Origin of the sequence: Pseudoalteromonas sp. C2R02 (assembly GCF_018860845.1) — a bacterium.
In the GTDB taxonomy this organism is placed as follows: Bacteria; Pseudomonadota; Gammaproteobacteria; order Enterobacterales; family Alteromonadaceae; genus Pseudoalteromonas.
Map to the genome: position 1 here is coordinate 101,295 of NZ_JAHKQC010000039.1, position 20,329 is coordinate 121,623.

Annotated in this window: 21 protein-coding genes; 13 read left to right on the top strand and 8 right to left on the bottom strand. The window is 36.6% G+C overall.

The genetic code is table 11. From position 1 onward, the window contains the following. Positions 1-107: 107 nt before the first annotated feature. Positions 108-728, top strand: coding sequence for a dUTP diphosphatase (locus tag KO527_RS17790; protein WP_042150284.1), 621 nt, complete (start codon positions 108-110; stop codon positions 726-728). 197 nt (positions 729-925) lie between these two features. Here KO527_RS17790 and KO527_RS17795 read toward each other — a convergent pair whose 3' ends face one another. The 3 genes from KO527_RS17795 to bioH all read right to left on the bottom strand — a co-directional run bounded on the left by KO527_RS17795 (position 926) and on the right by bioH (position 2,980). Further along, positions 926-1,804 (bottom strand): putative metalloprotease CJM1_0395 family protein, encoded by an 879-nt coding sequence (locus KO527_RS17795; RefSeq protein ID WP_216041624.1) that lies wholly within the window; start codon positions 1,802-1,804, stop codon positions 926-928. A 9-nt stretch (positions 1,805-1,813) separates the two neighbouring features. Then, a complete protein-coding gene (locus KO527_RS17800) occupies positions 1,814-2,125 on the bottom strand; it encodes a hypothetical protein (protein ID WP_216041625.1) in 312 nt (103 codons plus the stop codon). A gap of 117 nt (positions 2,126-2,242) precedes the next feature. Continuing rightward, entirely contained in the window at positions 2,243-2,980 is a 738-nt protein-coding gene (bioH, locus tag KO527_RS17805) for a pimeloyl-ACP methyl ester esterase BioH (protein WP_216041626.1), read from the bottom strand. A 57-nt stretch (positions 2,981-3,037) separates the two neighbouring features. On the opposite strand from bioH, the gene KO527_RS26455 reads away from it, so the two are divergent. Next, a complete protein-coding gene (locus KO527_RS26455) occupies positions 3,038-3,760 on the top strand; it encodes a phosphoribosyltransferase family protein (protein WP_216041627.1) in 723 nt (240 codons plus the stop codon). 18 nt (positions 3,761-3,778) lie between these two features. On the opposite strand, the gene KO527_RS17815 is transcribed toward KO527_RS26455, so the two are convergent. Both KO527_RS17815 and KO527_RS17820 read right to left on the bottom strand, forming a co-directional pair. Beyond that, a complete protein-coding gene (locus tag KO527_RS17815) occupies positions 3,779-4,216 on the bottom strand; it encodes a hypothetical protein (protein WP_216041628.1) in 438 nt (145 codons plus the stop codon). Between the two features lie 169 nt (positions 4,217-4,385). After that, positions 4,386-6,941, bottom strand: coding sequence for a M14 metallopeptidase family protein (locus tag KO527_RS17820; protein WP_216041629.1), 2,556 nt, complete (start codon positions 6,939-6,941; stop codon positions 4,386-4,388). Positions 6,942-7,089: 148 nt separating this feature from the next. On the opposite strand from KO527_RS17820, the gene nfuA reads away from it, so the two are divergent. Continuing rightward, entirely contained in the window at positions 7,090-7,662 is a 573-nt protein-coding gene (nfuA, locus tag KO527_RS17825; RefSeq protein ID WP_042150269.1) for a Fe-S biogenesis protein NfuA, read from the top strand. A gap of 48 nt (positions 7,663-7,710) precedes the next feature. Then, entirely contained in the window at positions 7,711-7,929 is a 219-nt protein-coding gene (locus KO527_RS17830) for a hypothetical protein (RefSeq protein WP_252733855.1), read from the top strand. Here the strand turns inward: KO527_RS17830 and dinF are convergent. Next, positions 7,926-9,284, bottom strand: a complete 1,359-nt coding sequence (gene dinF, locus KO527_RS17835) for an MATE family efflux transporter DinF (RefSeq protein ID WP_216041630.1) — start codon at positions 9,282-9,284, stop codon at positions 7,926-7,928. The genes KO527_RS17830 and dinF overlap by 4 nt on opposite strands. Between dinF and KO527_RS17840 the strand changes: the two genes are divergently transcribed. Both KO527_RS17840 and KO527_RS17845 read left to right on the top strand, forming a co-directional pair. Beyond that, a complete protein-coding gene (locus KO527_RS17840) occupies positions 9,264-10,334 on the top strand; it encodes a polysaccharide deacetylase family protein (protein ID WP_216041631.1) in 1,071 nt (356 codons plus the stop codon). The two genes, dinF and KO527_RS17840, sit on opposite strands and share 21 nt — an antisense overlap. A 181-nt stretch (positions 10,335-10,515) precedes the next feature. Further along, positions 10,516-11,007 (top strand): 2TM domain-containing protein, encoded by a 492-nt coding sequence (locus KO527_RS17845; RefSeq protein WP_042150261.1) that lies wholly within the window; start codon positions 10,516-10,518, stop codon positions 11,005-11,007. A gap of 75 nt (positions 11,008-11,082) precedes the next feature. Here KO527_RS17845 and KO527_RS17850 read toward each other — a convergent pair whose 3' ends face one another. After that, the gene (locus tag KO527_RS17850; protein ID WP_216041632.1) at positions 11,083-11,928 is read right to left on the bottom strand and encodes a class I SAM-dependent methyltransferase; all 846 of its coding nucleotides are present in this window, start codon (positions 11,926-11,928) and stop codon (positions 11,083-11,085) included. A 133-nt stretch (positions 11,929-12,061) separates the two neighbouring features. Beyond that, positions 12,062-12,802 carry an AraC family transcriptional regulator gene (locus KO527_RS17855; protein ID WP_216041633.1) on the bottom strand — a complete coding sequence of 247 codons (741 nt, stop codon included), beginning with the start codon at positions 12,800-12,802 and terminating at the stop codon, positions 12,062-12,064. Between the two features lie 146 nt (positions 12,803-12,948). On the opposite strand from KO527_RS17855, the gene KO527_RS17860 reads away from it, so the two are divergent. From KO527_RS17860 to KO527_RS17890, 7 genes are all read left to right on the top strand, one after another. After that, on the top strand, positions 12,949-14,130 hold the full coding sequence (locus tag KO527_RS17860; RefSeq protein WP_252733856.1) for a Gfo/Idh/MocA family oxidoreductase: 1,182 nt from the start codon (positions 12,949-12,951) through the stop codon (positions 14,128-14,130). A 1-nt stretch (position 14,131) separates the two neighbouring features. Further along, positions 14,132-15,184: a sugar phosphate isomerase/epimerase gene (locus KO527_RS17865; protein WP_216041634.1), complete on the top strand. Its 1,053-nt coding sequence runs from the start codon at positions 14,132-14,134 to the stop codon at positions 15,182-15,184. A gap of 9 nt (positions 15,185-15,193) precedes the next feature. Beyond that, entirely contained in the window at positions 15,194-16,420 is a 1,227-nt protein-coding gene (locus KO527_RS17870) for an MFS transporter (protein ID WP_216041635.1), read from the top strand. 34 nt (positions 16,421-16,454) lie between these two features. Next, positions 16,455-17,180: a DUF1080 domain-containing protein gene (locus KO527_RS17875; RefSeq protein ID WP_216041636.1), complete on the top strand. Its 726-nt coding sequence runs from the start codon at positions 16,455-16,457 to the stop codon at positions 17,178-17,180. Next, positions 17,180-18,862 carry a GMC family oxidoreductase gene (locus tag KO527_RS17880; protein WP_216041637.1) on the top strand — a complete coding sequence of 561 codons (1,683 nt, stop codon included), beginning with the start codon at positions 17,180-17,182 and terminating at the stop codon, positions 18,860-18,862. Before KO527_RS17875 ends, KO527_RS17880 begins: the two co-directional genes overlap by 1 nt. 1 nt (position 18,863) lies before the next feature. Further along, positions 18,864-19,598 carry a gluconate 2-dehydrogenase subunit 3 family protein gene (locus tag KO527_RS17885; RefSeq protein WP_216041638.1) on the top strand — a complete coding sequence of 245 codons (735 nt, stop codon included), beginning with the start codon at positions 18,864-18,866 and terminating at the stop codon, positions 19,596-19,598. A 258-nt stretch (positions 19,599-19,856) separates the two neighbouring features. Further along, a complete protein-coding gene (locus tag KO527_RS17890) occupies positions 19,857-20,315 on the top strand; it encodes a helix-turn-helix transcriptional regulator (protein WP_216041639.1) in 459 nt (152 codons plus the stop codon). Positions 20,316-20,329: the final 14 nt, after the last annotated feature.

The following is a 20,329-nucleotide window of genomic DNA, read 5'->3' on the forward strand; positions in this document are numbered from 1 at the left end:
AATTATATAAGACAAAATCATATGCATTGAGCTGACCTTAGCTGGGTGCATAATCATGTTAGATAAATTATAATTCCCCTCGTAAATCCATAAATAGAGAATTAAGAATGTCTGTAGATGCGAATAAAATTGCGATTATGCTTGAAATGCAAAACGCAATGAATACCAAAATTCATGAAAAATGGTTTGAGCAAGGATTTGAATGGAATCGTGCTATTTGGGTTGAGTGTGCTGAAATGCTTGATCATTATGGTTGGAAGTGGTGGAAAAAACAGTCTCCAGATACTGATCAAGTAATTTTAGAGCTTGTTGATATCTTTCATTTTGGTTTAGCATTACGCATTGATGGTAAAACATCTTATCAAGATTTAGCTAATTCAATACTAGCTGAAATGTCTGAACCTAAACTTGCAGATGACTTTAAGCAAACTTTAGAGTTATTAGCCGCTGCTGCTGTAGCCAATAAAGAGTTTGATGCTGCTGCTTTTGCTGGTTGTATGCAACAAATTGGCATGGATTTAAATGATTTATTTAGAGGTTATGTAGGTAAAAATACGCTTAATTTCTTTAGACAAGATCATGGTTATAAAGATGGTAGCTACATTAAAGTGTGGAATGGCCAAGAAGATAACGAACATTTAGTAGAAGTGGTTAAGTCACTAGATACTGAACATCCTGATTTCTCAAAATTAGTATACCAAGGTTTAGAAGCTAGATACCCAGCTTAAAACCTGTAGAATCAGATATTAAAAATAACCAACATAACTTGATTTGAGTGTGTTGGTTTTTTACTTTTAGAACCTAGAACCTAGAACCTAGAACCTAGAACCTAGAACCTAGAACCTAGAACCTAGAACTTTACCTCAGATTTTAAAAAAGACACTAAAGATGTTTATAAATATGTTAGGTATTAGACTTATTTTGACTATATTTGTTGGGCAAATTTTTGTGCTGTAAACGGTGAAGTGGCTGCGTGGTAAAAGTTAGCGATGCGTTCAGCTCTTTCGTTTATTGATGTATCTCTTTGAGATAATAAACTCTCTTTTTTTTGCGGTTCTTCATTATTTTCTTTTAATGATTTTTCATCTGATTTTAATCTTTCATCTTCAGTGGCATCACTTTCTTTGTCTAGCTTAGCGTTTTCTTTAGTTAGCTCAGCTTGCGCTGCAGAAATTTTTTGAGTGGCATCAGCTGCGATAGCGCGATCAGCACTTGATGGCTCTGCGGGAGCAAGGGCTGCAGCTTGTACTTGCTGCATTTTATTTATAGTTGCTTGAGGATCATTTGGGATAACTGAGATATCAATAGGTACTTCACCACCAACAGCATAATTAGCGCCATCGGGACCTCGTTGGTATTCATAGCTCGGTGAGCCTGCGTATTGTCCGCCAACAGCCGCATGGGCATTCTCATGGTTACGAACTTCAGTATCTCGCGCTTTAAGTTCTTTTATTTGTTGTAATTCAAGTTTTTCAACTTCTTGCTTTTTATCTTGCTGTTTTTCTTTTTGCTCTTCCTGTTGTTGATTTTTTTCCTCTTCTTTTTTAGATTCGTTTTCTTTCTCTTCTTCTATTCTTTTATTCGTAGCCTCTTCACTGAATAAAACTTCTTGGTTTTCACTAACGGATTGACCTGGTAATTTGGCTTTATCTGAATCACCTGCCAATTTAGACTCGGCAGGAGAGGCTTGCGGTTTTACTGTTTCTTGAATGAGTTCTCTTTTTTGATTGTCACGATGCGCAGTCTCAGTATATACATTGGCTGTATTCAGATTAACTGGAGGAGGCGTCGTAACAATATTCATAAGCGAACTTTAAACTCTTACATCAATTAAAGTACCTAATACTTCATCGGCAGTTTGAATTGTGCTTACATTTGCTTGCGCATTAAATTGCTCAACTTTTAAATTAACCAATTCTTCATCAATTTTAGCTGGAGGCTGAGCTGGTTGTGTTATTGCTTCATCAGTACGCGCAGCTTCAAGATTTTGATCTCGATCTATTTGGTTATTCTGCTGTGCTTGTTGCTCTTGAGCAGCACGGTTGATATTTCTGGATGATTCAGAAATTTCTGCATTTGCTCTTTGAAACCCTTGTACACCGGAATTTAAAGCGGGGCTAATCATAAAATAACTCCTATAAACGATCTTTCTAACCTAATTATCGCTCAAAAAACGCGCGAAATAAAGTAACAGATCAAAATAACTAAATACTATTTTTTAGCCTGCTTTAATCCACTAATTTTAAAGCATTTCTTTAAGCTCTTTTATAAATTCTGATTTATGAGAAATAAAAGGTGCATGAGATGCTTTATTGATTACATGGGCATTAAAATTAGAGTTTAAAGCTTGAATTTTAGCAACGGCTTTAGCAGGAACTAATGCATCTAAAGCACCAAAGATACCGTGCAAAGGTATCGTTAACTCAGAAAATAATGTACGTAAATCTTCGTTTAATAAAAAGTCGAGGCCAGTTCTTAGGGCTACTTCTTGTGGTTCAGGAGCGCTTTTTATAAATTGTTTAAGTTGTTTGATATCTTGTTTGGCTGAATCACTGCCCATAGCTTGTATCGCCAGAAATCTATCTATGGTTTTATTGGTATTAGCACTCAGTTGTGACATAAAGGCCTTAAGTACATCTGGCTTAATACCTGACCAAGTATCTTGTTCTGTAAAATAGGGTGTTGAGGCAACTAAAATTACTTTAGCGACTTTTTTGGGGTGGTGTTTAGCAATATAAAGTGAGATAAGTCCACCAAGAGACCAACCAACAAGCGTACTATTATCTGATAATTTCTCAGCAAGTTCATTTGCGACATTAGCTAAATTATAAGGTGCTGGACAAGCTTGGTCATCTCCAAATCCAGGTAAATCTAATGTTTTTATCGGCATAGATATTTCAGATTCAAGCTCTGGAATTAATAGCTGCCATACATTTTTATTCATTCCCCAGCCGTGTAAAAAAACACATTCGTTTTGCATATTCAATAAACCTTAACCACACTAAATTAGACAAGATAATAACATAAGGGTCAAGGAGTGACTTTATTCTGGTTTATAAAATATATTGAAGACTTGTTATATACCCATTCTTGCTTAATGTGCAGTAGTACAATTAAAGATCAGCCTAAGTTATGTAAAGTGTGTTTACAGGATTTACCTAAGCTGGTCTTGCCAATAACAGAGCCTAACTTATTGCTGAGACCTGATGTTAAGCGACTCTTTAAAAAAGTGAAGTTTGATAGTTTATTTGCAGTATTGTGGTACCAAGAGCCAAATTCTATTTGGTTGAGTAAATTTAAGTTTCATAATAAAATTTATTACCGTCATGTCTTAATTCAAATCATTCAATATCAATTAATAGTCGCTCAAGAACATGCGCATTGGGTTTGGCCCGATATGATAATAATCATGCCGTTACACCATAGGCGCTATCATGCGCGAGGTTTTAATCAAGTAGAGCAAGTTTGGCGAGATGCATTGCTTACTTTGCCTAATTTCAATCAATCATTGCTGCAAGAAAAGGTGTTAATACGTGAAAAATACACCAAAGCGCAAACTAATTTAAATGCTACACAAAGACGTAAAAATATAAACTTAGCTTTTAGGGTAACGGGTAATGTGAAAGGTAAAGTTGTCGCGGTAATTGATGATGTGATCACCACAGGTACTACGATTAATGAAGTATCAAGCTGTTTAAAAGCTGCAGGTGCTAAACATGTATCGGCTTGGGCAACCTGTTTAACACCTTTGGAAAAGTAGAGTGGTTATATCTGCTTATTAATTTAGTAATTTAATTTGTTCGATATCAGTCAGTTGTATATGGTTTTGGTAATAAAACTTACCAGTGCTTAACCCTTTATTATAAAAGTAAATTTTTTCTCTTTTTACTAAACCGTATACTTCGATTTCTTTATTTTTAAGCTCATTCAGTGATTTAATATTAAATTTGTCGCTCAATTGAGGTGCAAGTTTTTCTTTTATAACAACAGTGACATTACTTGGTAATTTATAATTGTGTAATGCGTTGAGGTACCACTCTTTATTACCCTTTAAATGTCCTATACCCTCTACTTTAAAGTTAAGCGTACTGCGTAAGCCATTTTGACTTTTTATTGAGGTTTGAGCAGCATCAGATACTGAATAATGTGGGTATTTAGATGTCGTAGAACAAGCGGTTAATATAAAAGCTGTTAATAATATGGCTAGGTATTTCATTGATATTCATCCTTAAATTGTACCTACATGGTACTTTATATTTATTTTATTTGAAATTAACTAGAATAGGAACTCTATTTCTTTATAAATTTACAAATAAAATATCCAAGAATAAAAAAGGGCATGAAACTATCATGCCCTATAAATTTTAGATTAACTATTTTAGTTATTATTCAGCTCTTGCACTAAATGTTTTACCAAAAAATAATGCGTTGCTTAATATGCGACTGGTACCGTACCAATAACCTCTAAATACAGGGTTATCTGTCATACCAATTACACGGCCACGGCCATAAGAGTGGGCCATTAATGCTGCAGCACCTGAAATTTGTTTAATATTATTATCGTGACTAAATCCTGCCATTAATGGGTTCTTATCGTAAATAGCAATATTTACAAATGGTACATCTACAGGCTCTAATAAAAATGTGTTGTTTTTAAATACCGGTAAATCTTCACGTGGAATTGAATAAGTTAACGGGTGAGATAAATCGATTTGCGTTTTATAAATCGCACCTGCAATACGTTGCTTACCTGCTAAGCTATCTTTATCTGCATAAGTCAGTGCTTTTGTATCAAAAGTTTCAGCCATATCTTTTGGTGAAATATAATTAGCTTTTAGAATCTTATTATCAACTAAAAATTTAGCACCACCTTTATGACCCCAAATTACACCGCCTTCTTTGATCCAACGTTTCATTTTAACTTTTGCTGCATCAGTAAAGCCTGAATAGCTACCATTGGCCATAATGACATGAGTGTACTTATCAAAATCAATGCGCGCTAATCTATCAACATCAATAACTGTTGGTGCAATGCCCACATGTTGATCTAAATAATACCAAGTTTCGCCTACTTCATATTGGCTAGTGCCTTTACCACCAATTAATAATACTTTAGGTAAAGTAACTGGCGCTAATTTTCGCGAACCTAAATCAACACCGCTTGGTGTTAAACCTGATTGAATGCCAATAATGGGGATATTAAACTCAGTTTGTACTTGCGATAAGATCTCTGTGAAATTATCTACAGTTTGTAATCCTGCAGGTAATATTATTGAACCAGCTGAAAGAGCATGTTTACCTTTAGTGGTAATAGCAGATAAATCACCTAAAGCAACACGTGCTTTAATGCCTTTTTTCAATAAAGTATTAAGCATTTTAGGTGCTGCGTAATCATCCCAAGAAAAAGCGTATGCGTAGTTATTTTTTAATTTATCAAGTGATTTAGGTTGTGGTTTAGTCCAAGCATTATCTGAGTATTTTAAACCCCATTTGCTTGTTAAATTAGCAAATTCAATGTTAAAGGCATGAGCAATTGTCCAGCCAGATACATCGTAAAAAGTATTATCTTCGAAGTTCTTTTGCTCGCTAAATATTGCTTTTATTAAACGGTATTGCGCTTGATCTAAAGGAATGTAATAACTGTTTTTTTCGCTATATGTTTTATTGGCGATTTTTAAGTCTTTATCAATTTTATATGCATTGATTTGATGTTGTTTAAGTAAGTTTAAAAACTTATTTAAACGTGTTTTATCGTTCGGCTCAGATACCAAATAACCATTTAATTTATCATTACCAGCAAGTTCAGATGCTTCATTATAAAAATTATCTTGATAGTCTAATAGGTTGTTTCTGCCAGCTACTGCCGCATCAAAAGTAGATAAAGAGGTTGTAAGTTGATTTTTAATGGTTGTAGGGAACTCTAATAAACCATTGATTGTTTCTTGTTGATGACCACGAGAACTCGCTTGTTCAAATAAAATACCGATAGTGCCGTTTGCATCTGGGTAAGTAGAGCCTTTACCGTAATAAAAGTCATCAAAGCTTTCTTCAGTAAAGTATAACTGGTTTTGCTTATCTAGTGCTTTAGCATGGAATACTGCAATATCTTTCGTTAATGTTACATTGCGAACAGGTGTAAGTGGGTGCTTACGACTAGGGATACCAGGCTGGAAAAAATAAGTACTATGCGGGCCCATTTCATGGAAGTCAGTTAATACATTTGGTTTCCACTGGTGGAATTTAGCAACACGAGCGCGCGATTCTGGGTGTTGTAATAAAAGCCAGTCACGATTTAAATCAAACCAGTAGTGATTTGTACGACCACTAGGCCAAGCTTCAACATGCTCTCTATGGCTTGGATCGCTTGATAAGTTTTGACCTTTATGCATATTTGCCCACTGTGCAAAACGCGATAAACCATCTGGATTTAAAGAAGGGTCAATTAAAATAACAGTATTATTTAATAATTTTTCAATCTTTTCGCCTTGCGCTGCTGCTAAGTAATAAGCAACTAATAAAGAAGCGTTACTACCTGAAGACTCATTACCGTGAACGCTATAACCCATCCATACAACAGCAGGGTCATCTTCATTGGTTTTAACTTCACCATCAGATAAGCGAGCAATATGTTTAGCTTGAATCGTATCAATATTTTTTAATTTTTCAGGTGTTGCTACTGTAAGCATTAAAAGCGGACGTTGCTCATGGCTATAACCAATTGTTTCAATGTTAATACGGTCACTTTTTTCAGCTAATACCTGCATATAACGTGCTAATTGATCGTGACGAACATGCCAATCACCTACTTCATAACCTAACACTTCTTTTGGCGTGGGAATATTTGGGTCGAATTTAACATCTGAGTCAAAATAAAAGTTAAGAGGTTTGGCCAAGACGAGTGGACTAAAAAATATTAATAAAATAAAACGAAACAAGCGCATAGTTATTTATTCTAGGTAAGGTGACTGATAACTTAAAATTAACATTGCACAATAATAAAGCCAAATTTTTTCGACAGGTACTAGCGACAATAAGACGAGCGGAGTATGATATGCAGTAACCTAGTAATTTAGTCAAGTATACCGTCTTATGATCAATATTTCAGAAACAGCGCAAAGTCACTTTGCAAAATTATTAGCCGATCAGGCTGAAAATACAAAAATCCGCGTATTCGTAGTAAACCCAGGTACGGCACAAGCTGAGTGCGGTGTTTCTTACTGCCCTGAAGATGCGGTTGAAGATACAGATATCCATCTTGAATTTAATGGTTTTGATGCCGTTGTTGATGCTGAAAGTGCACCGTTTTTAGGCGAAGCTGAAATAGACTTTGTAACTGATAAAATGGGTTCTCAATTAACTTTAAAAGCACCAAATGCAAAAGCTAAAAAGTTAGGTGATGATGCATCACTAGAAGCACAAATTCAGCATATGATCGATACTGAAGTAAATCCACAGTTAGCAAGTCACGGCGGCCAAGTAAGCCTAGTTGAAATTGCTGATGATATCGCTATTTTACAGTTTGGTGGTGGTTGTAACGGTTGTTCTATGATTGATGTTACTTTAAAAGAAGGCATCGAAAAAGAAATGCTAGCTAAATTCCCACAAATTAAAGGTGTTAAAGATGCAACAGACCATAATCCTGGTGAGCATTCTTATTACTAAGCTGTGAAATTTAAAAATACAATATATCGCCTCGGCTCAACCCCTAAGTTGAGTTTAAGGCGATTTTTTATTGGCATAGTGTTATTTGCCATCAGTGCAGGGCTAATTATATTTGGTTATTTGCACCTTGCTTTATTACAACTTCCAGGTTTAGTTTTATTACCTATCGCTTTATATTTTGCCATGTATGGCTATTTAGGCATATTTGCTAATCGCTTTTCACAAATATTAAAAGATCGTGAAAAACTCAATAAAGACCTTTTTTAAATGAGTTGCCCAGTACGTTTTAAATCGTGATACCTTTTGATTAAGGTTAACCCTCTCAATAACATAAAGCTGCTCATTGCTGCCCATAAAGCATGATTACCCCACGATTCTAATAGTAAAAATACCCCAAAAAAGCCAAATATACTCGAAACTATCATGGCATTTCGCATATCTTTAGCCCGTGTTAACCCGATAAATACACCATCAAATATAAAACAAAAGACAGCTATCATAGGTAGTAATACAGACCAGATGACATAGTTTTGTGCTGTGGCTATGACTTCTGGGATATCAGTTAATAAAGCGATAAGTTCATCACCAAATACAGCAAACCCTAAACTATATAAAATGCTAAATAATACACCCCAAAATAAACTGATATTAACCCATAGCTTTAATTGTTTAAGGTTTTGTTGGCCTTTGGCTTCGCCAACTTTGGCCTCTACCGCATAAGCTACGCCATCTAATGCAAAACTTACCAGTAATAAAAAGTTTAACAAAATGGCATTGGCGGCTAAAACATTGTCACCTAAACGACCACCGTAATACGTGATAAAGGCAAAACAGATTTGTAAAAACAATGAACGAATAAATATATCGCGATTTAAACTCAGGGTTTCTTGTATATGTGTTAGGGGCTGAATAAATGTTTTAGACCAAGATAAACCATGCTTGTTAAGTAGTTTGGTCACTATCATTAAGCCAAAAATAAGCGATATATAATCAGAAGCAACAGATGCCCAAGCAGCACCGGCTACAGCAAAGTCGAGCCAAACAACTAAAATCACATCTAAAACAATGTTTGTGATATTTGCTACCAAGAGTAAATAAAATGGCCCTTTGGCGTATTGCATGCCTAACATCCAACCTAATAATACTAAGTTAGCCAGCGCTGCAGGAGCGCTCAATATACGGATTGAAAAGTAGATTTGTGCTTGTTCTAAGGCTTCATTAGACGCGGTGATATGATTTTGTAAAATATAGGTTATGAGTGGCTGTAAACATAATAAAAAAATAGAAAAGCCAAAAGATAATATTAGGCCTTTTTTGAGTACTGCCATTTGCTCAAGTTTATCTTGGGCGCCAAAGGCATGCGCTGCTAATCCGGTGGTACTCATGCGTAAAAAGCCAGACAACCAAAATATTAAGCTGATCACCATAGAGCCAATGGCGACACCGGCTAGATAAAACGAATTATCTAAATGCCCAATCACAGCTGTATCAACTAAACCTAACAAAGGCACCGTAATATTTGATAAAATCATAGGCCAAGCTAAAAGCAGTAAGCTTTTATGATGGGTCAAATTACTTTTACTGAATAGGTTTTTATGAAAATGTTGCACAAATTTAAACATGTATTAAGACTAACCTTATTACTACAGCTATGTTTTTTATCAAATAACGCTATGGCGAGTGTGATTTTACAATATCATCATGTCAGCGAGACTATGCCTGCAGTGACGTCAATTAGTCCTGCTGATTTTGAAGCGCATATGACACACCTAAAGCAAAACAACTTTAATGTGATTTCCTTACCAGATTTGTTATCTCAGCTAAAAAAGGGTGAAACCTTAGCTGATAATACGGTTGCAATTACTTTTGATGATGGTTACAAAAACAACTATACCACCGCTGCGCCAATTCTTGAAAAGTTTAATTTTCCATACACCATCTTTGTAAACCCAAAAATGATAGATGAAAAGAAATCTTATGTAATGACATGGCAGCAAATTCGCGAATTGACCAAAAAAGGCGCCACAATCGCAAATCACAGTGCTGAGCATTTATACCTGCATCAAAAGCTTGAAAATGAAACATTAATACAATGGCAAGACCGTATTAAAAAGGACTTAATACAGTCCGAAGAGCGCATTAAACAAGAAACGGGTCATAATTATCAATATTTAGCTTACCCTTATGGTGAGTTTAATCATGAACTACAAAATATCATTAAAGATATTGATTTCATAGGAATAGGCCAGCACTCAGGTGCTGTGGGTATTCATAGTGACTTTAGTCGTTTACCGCGTTTTCCGGCTTCGGGTATTTACGCAAATTTAAAAACATTAAAAACCAAATTAAAATCTTTACCTTTTAGTATTACAGGGCTGACAAATAGTGAATCAGTTACAGTTAAAAACCAGCCAAGTTTAATTATGCAGTTAGCCGTCGAAGATTTTTATAAATCACAATTTGCCTGTTATGTATCGGGTCAAGGCAAAGCGACTATCAAATGGTTGGATAACAAAGCTGCTGAATCAGGTTTACCTGATAATGTTAAAAGTGTTGAGATAAGTCCTGAAAAACCATTAGGTAAAGGGCGCTCTCGGTATAACTGTACTGCACCATCAATCAGTAAAAAAGGACATTTTTATTGGTTTTCACAACCTTGGGTAGTGAAATAAATAAACCTTTTTTAGTATCCAACATTAAATAAACTAGTATCGCATTATTTTTATGTATGTCAGGTTTTAATGTAACGTATTGATTTTTAAGTGTTGTCATATTAATGTCAGATAAAAGTCGTACCAATATTAGTTAACTTTGTTTGATAATTCATTTCGAACAACAGAAAAGGATATATAAATGATCGTTCGAAAACTCAGGCTGCAACGTGCATGGTCTCAAGAGCAATTAGCACAATTGAGTGGGTTAAATATTAGAACCATTCAGCGAATCGAAAGAGGCCAAAAAGCGGGTCTCGAATCATTAAAATCTTTAGCTGCTGTTTTTGAAATCCAATTAACTCAATTACAGCAGGAGATGGAAATGAATACGAATATAAATACTGAAAGTAATACTGAATCAAAAATGACTGAAGAAGAAAAGAAAGTCCTAGAGCATGTAAGAGACATAAAAGGATTTTATTCCCATTTAATTAATTATGTTTTAGTTGTAGGTGGTTTATTCATTTTAAACTACTTTATAAGTCCAGAGTATATTTGGGCTTGGTGGGCTGCGCTAGGTTGGGGCATAGGTGTGATCTCACACGGATTAAGTGTATTTGAAGTGTTTAGTTTGTTTGGTGCAGATTGGGAAAGAAAGCAAGTTGAAAAAAGACTGAAGCGAAAACTATAACCTAGTTTATTTTATAGTAAAAAAGCGCTCAAAATTACTGTAAGCGCTTTTTTACTTTTATAGATAAAAAGCAAACTAACCCGTAATGATGGTTCTTAAACCATATTCTAAAATCTTACCTGTTGTGGTTTTCATGCTTAAGGTGGTTACTTCTACTTGTTCATTGGCAACAAGCGCTTTAGTGGCTTTACGAATTTTTTCTTCGTCTAATCTAGGTGAGTAAGTATTGATTACAATAAAGCCGCCTGGTTCTTTTAGCTCTAAAGCAGCAGCTAATAGTTCAGGGAATTTATTTTCTATTTTCCAACGCTCTTTTTTAGCGCCTATGCCAAACGCTGGTGGATCCATTACAATACCGTTGTACTTTTTACCGCGCTTTATTTCACGTTGTGCAAATTTAAGTGCATCTTCATGTATCCAATGAATATCAGATAAACCTGATGACTGCATATTCTCATTGCCCCAAGAGATCACTTGTTTTACAGAATCACAGTGAAAAACATCAGCGCCTTTAGAACGGGCAGCAATTGAGGCTGCACCAGTATAAGCAAATAAGTTTAAGAAACGATCGCCATCATTTAAGTTATCTGCGATGAAATCCCAGTTAACTCTTTGCTCTGGGAATATACCTACGTGCTTGAACTTAGTCAGCTCTATATTAAGTGTTAACTGCTTAAATTGAATCGCCCACTTAGTAGGTGCATCTGCTTTTAAGGCCTTCCAAGTTCCAGCGCTTTTTGAACTTTCTACAAACTCAAAGTGTGCGCTATCTAACCATTCTTTTTCACTTAATACTGCTTTAAAATAAGCATTCATATCAGGACGAATGGTGATAATGTCACCCCAGCGTTCTAGCTTTTTCTGGTTGCCAGCATCAATAAGTTCGTAATCATTCCAATGCTTGGTAAAAGTTCTTTTCATAGGGCGACTGCAGCGTAGTTTAATAAATAATTAGGGCGACGATTGTACAATATAATCCAAGTCAGGTCTTGTGTTTTGCCTGACTCTATTCGTTAAAGGTTAGCTCAAATACATATGTTTTTGTGAAAGTGTTTTATATTGGCTTGTGGTGGTTTTTTCTAAATTCCGAGGGTAACTCGCCAAATAACAGCCGAAACTGTTTACTAAAATAACTGTGATCGGTAAAGCCGACTTTATCACCTACCTGTGAAATGTTTATATTGCTTTCTATTAACAAGCGGCGTGCGTTTTCAAGACGAACTTCATTTATGAACTGTTTTGGCGTTTTACTTAAATACTTTTTAAAGCGCCTTTCTAATGCACTAATTGATAAATGCGCAACATTGGCAAGCTGCTCAATAGAAAACTGGTTGTGATAATGTGCTCGAATATAATCAACAGGTGCTTTTATCGCTTCAAAGCCAGATAGCGCCATGGCTTGTTTTTGCAAATGTCGTGTAATGCCATACGAGCCTATGATGTCACCTGTTTTACTCAATAGTGGCCTTTTTGACGTGACATACCAAGCTGTATCGCCTGTTTGTGTCATATTTACTTCTAATCTATCGGTCACGCTTTGCCCTGAAATGATTTTGTCATCATCGCGCATAAATTGCTTAGCTACATGGGCGGGTGAGAAATCAAAGTCACTTTTACCTACAATCTGAGACAACCTTTTTACTTCTTGGTGCTCTATAAAGGCTTGATTAGCATGAATGAAGTGATGATTTTCATCTTTAATCCAAAACAATACTCCAGGTAATAAATCAAACATATTGATAACTTGCTCTATGGCAACTTGGTGAAGAAACTTGTTATCTTTTTTAATACTCATGACCAACCTCTGTCTAAATAGGGTTTGTTAATAAATAATCAAACGCCGATTTTGTTGCATTGAAAACCGATTTAGTAATAACACATTTTTGTAGTTAACTTCTATAGTAGGGACTAGATTTTCAATGAATCAAAATTATTTTATTTATGATGAAAAAAATTAGAATGGGTATGGTTGGCGGTGGTCAAGGTGCATTTATTGGCGCAGTTCATCGTATTGCTGCATTTTTAGATGGTGATATTGAATTAGTGTGTGGTGCATTTAGCTCTGACCATCAACGTAGCATTGAATCAGGTAAATCATTGTATTTACCTGAGCAACGTTGTTATGCCACATATCAAGAAATGTTGCTAAGTGAAGCGCAATTACCTGCCCAAGAGCGTATGGAATTTGTGGTAATAGTGACACCTAACCATTTGCACTTTCCGATTGCCAAAATGGCGATAGAGCTGGGCTTTCATGTTATGTCTGATAAACCGGCCACCATCAGCTTAAATGAAGCGCTAGAATTAAAAACGATTATTGAGAACAATGATGCGCTTTATGGATTAACTCACACCTACACCGGATATCCATTAATTAAACAAGCCCGCCACTTAGTAGCACAAGGTGACTTAGGAAATATCACTAAAGTTGTGGTTGAGTACAGTCAGGGCTGGTTAGCATCAAAAGAAGATGAAGCAAGTAAACAAGCAAGCTGGCGTTTAGATAAGACCAAGTCAGGGATCAGCTGTTGCATGGGAGATATTGGCGTGCATGCGGCCAATTTACTTGAATATGTATCTGGGATAACAGTAACTGAACTGTGTGCAGACTTAACTTCAACGGTTAATGGCCGCACATTAGATGATGATGGCACTGTATTACTTAAGTTTTCAAATGGTGCCAAAGGTGTGTTATTAGCTAGTCAAATCGCTTTAGGTGATGAAAACAACCTGAGATTAAGAGTATATGGCGACAAAAAAAGCATTGAATGGTCTCAGTTAGAACCTAATACACTTTGGCTTAAATCTAGTAATGAACCTACTCAAATGATCCGTGCAGGCGTTGGTCAAATGTGTGATGCAGCACAGCAAGCGTTGCGTACTCCGGCTGGTCATCCCGAAGGTTACCTTGAAGCATTTGGTAATATTTATTCTAATTTTGTGAAACAGATCAGAGCTAAAAAAGCCAACCTTGTTTGTGATAATCAGCTATTTGATGTACCAGGAATAGATGAAGCGATTCGTGGTATGGCATTTATAGAAAATGTAGTGACTGCAAGTCAGTCAAATGAAAAATGGCAAGCATTTAAAATAGAGCAAAACTTGATTTTGGAGAGCCACTAATATGTCGCAAATTAAAGGGCCAGGTATATTTTTAGCGCAGTTTTGTCAAGACGATGCGCCATTTAATAGCTTAAAAAACATTTGCCAATGGTCGGCAGATTTAGGTTATAAAGCAGTTCAAATTCCAACATGGGATAAACGTTTATTTGATTTAGAACTTGCTTATAAAAGTGACACTTATTGTGACGAGATAAAGGGCATAGTGACTGATGCAGGTATGAGTATTAGTGAGTTATCTACACACTTGCAAGGCCAGTTGGTTGCAGTGAATCCGGCTTATGATCAACAGTTTGATGCCTTTGCACCTGATGAAGTTAAAAATAATAGTAAAGCCAGAACACAGTGGGCAATTGACCAAGTTTCTATGGCTGCAAAAGTGAGCCAAACTTTAGGTTTAAATGCTCATGCTAGTTTTTCAGGTGCCTTGTTATGGCATACAGCTTATCCATGGCCACAACGTCCTGCGGGCTTAGTTGAAGACGGCTTTAATGAATTAGCTAAAAGATGGCTACCTATACTTAATAAGTTTGAAGATGCAGGTGTTGATTTGTGTTATGAGTTACACCCAGGTGAGGATTTACATGATGGTGTGACGTTTGAACGCTTTTTAGCTGCAACAGATAACCATAGCAGAGCCAAAATCCTTTATGATCCGAGCCACTTTGTACTACAACAGCTGGATTACCTTAGTTTTATCGATATTTATCATGAGCATATTAAAGCCTTTCATGTAAAAGATGCTGAGTTTAGACCTAATGGGCGCAGTGGTGTTTATGGTGGATATCAAGATTGGCAAGAACGTCCCGGGCGGTTTAGATCTCTTGGAGATGGCCAAATAGATTTCAAACAAATCTTTAGCAAATTAACCCAATATGGTTATAACGGTTGGGCTGTGCTTGAGTGGGAGTGCTGTTTAAAAGATTCAACTGATGGTGCAAAAGAAGGTGCACCTTTCATTGCGCAGCATTTAATAAAAACACCCGAATATGCATTTGATGACTTTGCAGCAAGTGACATTGATGAGTCTTTAAATCGCCGTATTTTAGGCCTCTAGGATAAACTTATGTTAGATAAAAATAATAAAAACCGTTTATACATAGCAAGTTGCTTAGCACTCACAGTAACTGCCATGACATTTGCTATTCGAGCAGGCATTTTAGGTCAGCTTAGCCAAGATTTTGCTTTAAGTGATACACAACTTGGTTGGATTAACGCGATGGCATTTTTGGGTTTTCCTGTAGCAACTATGCTGGGAGGTTTACTTTACAATACGTTTGGCGCTAAAAAGTTAGTTATTATTGCTTTTATTGGGCACCTTGTTGGCTTAACACTCACTATATCAGCTGATGGGTTTTGGTTATTGCTTATCTCTAGCTTTTGCATTGGGTTTGCTAACGGTGCAGTTGAGGCTGCATGTAATCCACTGATTGCAGATATGTATCCTAATCAAAAAACGACCATGTTAAACCGTTTTCATGTGTGGTTTCCGGGTGGCATAGTGATAGGTGCGCTTATTTCTAAAGTCATGACAGATATGAGTTTTGGCTGGCAGTCTCAAATTGCTGTTATGTTAGTGCCAACTGTGATTTATGGTTATCTGATTTTAAGTCAGAAATTCCCTGAAACCGAAGCTATTCAAACATCTACTGTTGAAAATATTAAAGGCTTATTTTCCCCGATATTTTTATTTATGGCATTTTGCATGACTTTAACAGCAACAAGTGAGCTAGGCACGCAGCAATGGATAGAGCGAATTTTAGGGGCGTCGGGCGCTTCACCTATGTTGATTATGGCGATGATCACAGGTGTTATGGCTGTTGGGCGTTACTTTGCTGGCCCTATCGTGCATAGGTTAAACGCTTATGGTGTGTTGCTTTACTCTGCGATAGTTACAACCTTAGGCATTTATTTAATGAGTACGGCAACTGGCAGCATGGTTTATTTAAGTGCCTTAATATTTGCATTAGGCGTGACTTACTTTTGGCCAACTATGATTGGATTTGTAGCAGAGAATATTCCGCAAACGGGTGCTTTAGGTATGTCGATTATGGGCGGTGCAGGTATGTTTGCAGTGAGTATTTGGAATCCAATTATTGGCAACTGGATAGACGAAGCAAGACAACAAGCGAAAGCTGTGAGCACTGAACCTGAATTAATCGAATTGGCTGCAGGGCAGGCCACTTTACAAAACTTAAGCATTTTTCCATTGGTACTTATTTTTGCTTTTACAGGGCTGGCGCTTTATATGCGAAAACAACAAGCAAAACCTATGTGCGAAAAAGTCTCTTAATAAACGAATTACAGATATAAAAACAGGGGTAACAATGAAAACAATACACAGTAGATGGATCCCAACAGCTTGGTTAAAGCTTGTTAGTGGATTTTTATTATCTACGTTAGCAATGGTAAGTACCGCAGCTGATAATCAGCTTTCAACTAAAGAGCAGGCGCAGGGGTGGCAATTGCTTTTTAATGGTAAAGATATGTCTCAATGGCGTAACTTTAAAAAACCAGGTGTTAATTCAAAATGGGTGATAGCGCAAGATGCTATGCATTTATCTGCTGGCGGTGGTGGCGACTTGATGACCCAAAAACAATATAAAAACTTTGAATTAAAACTCGATTGGAAAATAGCACTAGCAGGTAACAGTGGTATTTTTATACTGGCTGATGAACTTGGTAAACATATTTATTCTCATGCGGTTGAAGTACAAATTTTAGATAATGAAAGGCATTCAGATAACAAAATTGATTCGCACTTATCTGGCTCTATTTATGATATTGCCGCTTCGCCAAAAGCAGCTCATAAAGAAGCTGGACAGTGGAATAGTGTATATATTCGTATTAATAATGATGTATTAACGGTTAAACAAAATGGCATTAAAACTGTTGATATTCTAGTTGGTGGCAAGCAATGGAATGACTTAGTTGCTAAGAGTAAATTTAAAACATGGCAAGGTTTTGCAAAAGCACAAAAAGGCCATATAGGTTTACAAGATCATAGCGACCCTGTGTGGTTCAAAAATATCAAAATCAGGGAGCTTAACTAATGAGTGAATTAAACTACGACGTGATAGTTGTTGGCTCTGGTGCTGGTGGCGCCATGGCAGCTTACACGCTTACTAAGTTAGGCCATAAAGTATTAATGTTAGAAGCAGGTCGTGATTACGATCCTAAAACTGAAACGCCTATGTTTAATACCAATGGTGATGCACCATTAATGGGTTCTGGTAACGTAGATAAAGACTTTGGTTTTTATGATGCCACCGTAGATGGTGGTTGGACTGTGCCTGATGAGCCTTATACAACAGGGCCTGATAGCGAGTTCTTATGGTGGCGTGCGCGTATGTTAGGTGGTCGCACAAATCATTGGGGTCGTTATTCATTACGTTTTAGCAAACACGACTTTAAGGGCTTTACCCGTGATGGTTTAGGCGCAGATTGGCCATTTGAATATGACGATATTTCACCTTGGTATGATAAAACCGAAGAACTAGTTGGCATTTGTGGTACCAATACGGGTTTAGATGATATGCCAGATTCTCCCGAAGGCGTATTACAGCCACCACCAAAACCTCGTATTCCTGAATTACTGGTTTCAGCTGCAGCTAAAAAATTAGGCATACCAACAGCACCTATGCATAGAGCTGTATTAACACGACCTAAAGATGATCGCCAAGCGTGTTTTTATGCGACTTCTTGTATTAGAGGTTGTTCTATTGGTGCAGCATTTCAAACAACCACCTCTTTACTGCCTATGGCAAAAGCGTCAGGTCGTTTAACGATAATTACTGATGCTATGGTGAAAGCGGTTAATGTAGATGATAAAGGCAAAGTAAACGCCATTACTTACATAGATAAAAAAACGAAACAAACCCATAAGCTAGACGCTAAAGTGATTATTTTAGCGGCTAGTGCATGTGAATCAGCTCGTATATTATTAAACTCTAAAAGTGAGTCTCATCCTCAGGGATTAGCGAATTCGAGTGGCCATGTTGGTAAAAACATCATGGATTCAACAGGAGTGAGCTTTGGTGCCCATATTCCAGCACTTGAAGGCAGACCTAAATATAATGAAGATGGACATACCGCTAATCATTTGTTTATTCCTTGGTGGGGTCATAAAAAGCAGGAAAATAAAGAATTAGATTTTCCTCGTGGTTATCATTTTGAAATAGGGTCAGGCTTTCGTGCACCAGGGTCTTGGGTAGGCGGAGATTTAGACGGTTATGGTAAACCACTAAAGGAGATTGCCAAGCAAGCCTATGGTACTTATGTTGGATTAGCATTACGTGGTGAAATGCTGCCAAATGCAGGCTCTTACATGGAAATTGACGAAGAAGTTAAAGATAAATGGGGCATTCCAGTGGTTAAGTTTCATTGGAAGTGGTCTGAACATGAGCTTAAACAAGTTGATCATGGCCTAAAAACTGCCAAGAAAATACTCGAAACTATGGGCGCAAGTTTTACTAAGCCATTACCAAAAGCTGAAGATGCCATTCTTAAAGGCGGCCAAATTATTCATGAAGTAGGTAGTACGCGTATGGGTGCTAATCCAAAAGAGTCTGTAACCAATCAATGGGGACAAACATGGGATTGCGATAATGTATTTGTTATGGATGGCGGCGTATTTGCTTCTAATCCACATAAAAACTGTACTTTAACCATAATGACTTTAGCTATGCGTAATTCGACTTGGTTATCTAAGCAATTAGTGAATGGAGTTTTATAAAATGGGGATAATAAAAGCAAACTATTCTAGTGAAAAGCCATATCAAAGCGGCTTAACACGTAGAGATGCCTTAAAGTGGATGGGCGCTTTATCTCTTGGTGCTGCAGTACCCGCTATTTCAGGGTGTAAAACAACAATTGCGACTGCAAACAAAGGAAATTGGCCACAGCTTAAGCTACCGCCTATTACTGCAAAGGGATATGGTAAAGATCCTATATTACTTGCACCAAAAACACTTTATTGGCCAAAAACACTCACGTCTGAGCAATTAACTTTAGTGGCTGTTATATCAGATATCATTGTGCCACGAGAAGGTGATATTCCATCAGCAACACAAGTGAAAGTGCCAGATGTAATAGATGAATGGGTAAGTGCCCCTTATGAAAGACAACAAGCAGATAGAGTTGAAATATTAAATTTACTGGCTTGGCTTGATGATGAATCAGCAAGACGTTTTAATCGTTTATTTGTTGATATCAGTGCAGTACAGCAACTTATAATAATTGATGATATTGCCTTCAAAAAAGCAAAATTAGGTGATGAGTTTATTCATGCAGTCAATGCATTCGCTCGATTACGCCAATTGGTTTTAGCTGCATTTTTCTGTAGCCCAGAAGGCACTAAAGATATTGGTTATTTAGGTAATAGGCCTATCGCAGGAGATTACCCAGGACCTACAGAAGAAGCCATGGAACATTTAGATCAAGTATTAAATGAATTAGGTTTATCTTTATAAGACACATAACTTATTAACCCTTAATCCCCTCAAAATAAGTCAGTACTTAGTTATTTGTATTCTTATATAAATAATTAAGTACTGGCTTAGTTCTTTATTGCGCTCTATAAAATCATTAAGTAAATTAAACTTAACTTGCCCTAAGCCTTTATTTATATGGTGTCGGGTTAATGTCGGGCGAAAGTCAGGTAATACTCATAACCGACAGTAAATAAATTAAGCAATACTTTTGATTCTTAAGTACAGAGGCAAAAATTAATGATTCTAAAAGAACTACGTTTAAGCAAACACCTATCACAAGAGCAGCTCGCTCAAATGTCTGGGTTAAATGTGAGAACAATTCAACGCATTGAAAGTGGTTCAAATGCGAGTTTAGAATCGCAGAAATGTCTTGCTGCTGCACTTGATGTTGATATAACAACTTTGAATCAGGAGAAATTTAAAATGGATAAAAAATCAGATAACTGGGAAGCCTTACCTTTTATTTTAAAGTGCTGGTTTGTATTTAACTTTTTACAAGTAAAGCCAAGTCGAAGGTCTGCTGTGAGAATAGAAGTCACTGGTCATATTAGTGGTTTTATTTTTTGTTGTTTAGGCTTAATAAATGAAGCAGCCTTAGCTGGTGGTTTAATTATGCTTTCAATTGCATACCTATATCATTGGTTAAGATGGCAAGGTGATAAATATGGTATTTGGTATGATTCAGAGTCAGGCTAAGGCGTACTCTATTT